Origin of the sequence: Sphingosinicella soli (genome assembly GCF_014199685.1) — a bacterium.
Taxonomy (GTDB): Bacteria; Pseudomonadota; Alphaproteobacteria; order Sphingomonadales; family Sphingomonadaceae; genus Sphingosinicella; species Sphingosinicella soli.
Window position 1 is genome coordinate 1 of record NZ_JACHNZ010000080.1, and the last position, 1,733, is coordinate 1,733.

Consider the following 1,733-nt stretch of genomic DNA (forward strand, 5'->3'; position numbering starts at 1 on the left):
TAGTCGCCACGGCGCAACTCGCCCTTGCCATCTCCGCCTGCCGCCTCCGCCCAGGATCACGCCATCACGCAGCGGCCCGGTGAATAAGAGGGGTTAGACATCCGACGGTGGTTGACGTCGATAGCGAAGGCAATCTCGTCGTCCCGGCTTTCACCGGGCTCGACGGTGCCCCCCAAGAAATGGCGTGAAATCGCACCGTTTGTCTGGCGAGAGGTCAATGGCAAGGAACGGCTGGCGGCACAGGTGATCGAAGGCCGTCCGGTCCGTTTCAGCGTCGATGAATATTCGCCGCTGGTCGTGTGGGATCGCTTGCCCTGGTGGCGGTCCACGCTTTGGCTCAAGCCATTATCTCAAGGCGCGTTCGTCATACTGTTACTGACGATAGCCGCCTGGCCGGTGACCTCCGCGATGCGTCGTTTTGCCGGGATACCGAAACCGCTTCCTACAGCAGATCAGCGCGTGTATCTCCCGCTCAGGCTCGCTGCGCTTGTCGGCATCGTCGTGCCAACGCTGTGGATACAAACAATTACGCCAGTCATGACCTTCACTGCGAACAGCAAAACGATCGACTTCCAGATCATCATCGTATCTCTACTGACACTTGTCGCCTATGTAGGAGGACTTCTTATCGCGCTTTTGAATGCTTGGTTCGCATGGAAGAGTCGTGGCTGGGCGTCCAGGCTTTGGAGCGTTGTCCTAATCTTGTCTTTCGCGGTGCTTGCTTGGATTGCATGGATCTTCAAGCTGCTAAGCTTCAGCACTGAGTTTTGAGATGGCTGCCCTTTCAAGATGGTGTCACCGTTTGCTGTTTGAAGAGAGTTGTGTGCGCTACCTTCGTTGTTGATCGCAACGTCGTGGTGCGTGGTTCCCTCCATCATGATGGCAGTGCATCCGGCGCCGGCGATTAGGCCGATCACAATCCCAAGAATCGCGTACCATCTGACCGCCCGTTGTTGAGCATGGGCGGTTCGCGCCGTCGCGAGCGCGGCCTCGATCTGACGCACTGCGCTTGTCATCCCGTTCTGCGCAAGGCCGAGAAGCCGGGCATCCTCGGCCCGGACCTGCTCGCTCGCGCGCATGATCTGCTGCCCCATCATCTCTGGTGTCAGCTGAAGCGTCGGTGCCTTCGCCATGGCGCCGAGCGCGGCGTTCTGCTCCTTGATCCTCTGGCCGATCCCGGCGAGCACGCCGCTGTAATCGGGCTGCGCCTTTTGCTCGGCGGCGAGCCCTTCGAGCGCGCGGCGGAGCAGGGCCACCTCGCGCCGGAGTGCCTGGAACGCCTCTGCCGGAGATGAGTCGGTCGTCATGCTCAGGAGCCTAGCGGCTGAGCCCACGCCCGCGCGAGAGGCCGAACCAGTCTGAGAGCTCCCGGGACAGACCGCGCTCCGGTTCCATGCCGATGCCGAGCCCAAGCTCGCGGGCGCGTGGCCGAAGCAGGGATTCCATCTGCGCATCACGCTCGAGGCTCTTTGCAAGCCCGGCCATTCCGGCATTGATCTTCGGGAGCTTGTGCTCCTCGCCCCAGAACCTGGCATGCTCTTGCTGCTTTCGGAGCCGGGTCCACTCCGCGACGAACCGGTCGGCGCGGTACGCGGGGTCGCTGCGGACACGCTCGGCCTCATCGAGAACAGCCCTCGCCTGTGGACCGGCGTGCAAAAGGGACCCCGTTAGCGGGGTGATCGGCGTCCAATAGGGACCCCTCATTTCGATGGTTTAGGCAGCGGCCTGGTTTT

At 61.8% G+C, this 1,733-nt stretch carries 3 protein-coding genes; all 3 read right to left on the reverse strand.

Features of this window, described 5'->3' with window-relative positions:
• Positions 1 to 56: 56 nt before the first annotated feature.
• Positions 57 to 341, reverse strand: coding sequence for a hypothetical protein (locus tag GGQ98_RS17995; protein WP_184072042.1), 285 nt, complete (start codon positions 339 to 341; stop codon positions 57 to 59).
• A 267-nt stretch (positions 342 to 608) separates the two neighbouring features.
• Positions 609 to 1,307: a hypothetical protein gene (locus tag GGQ98_RS18000; RefSeq protein WP_184072044.1), complete on the reverse strand. Its 699-nt coding sequence runs from the start codon at positions 1,305 to 1,307 to the stop codon at positions 609 to 611.
• A 10-nt stretch (positions 1,308 to 1,317) separates the two neighbouring features.
• Positions 1,318 to 1,656: a hypothetical protein gene (locus GGQ98_RS18005; RefSeq protein WP_184072046.1), complete on the reverse strand. Its 339-nt coding sequence runs from the start codon at positions 1,654 to 1,656 to the stop codon at positions 1,318 to 1,320.
• Positions 1,657 to 1,733: the final 77 nt, after the last annotated feature.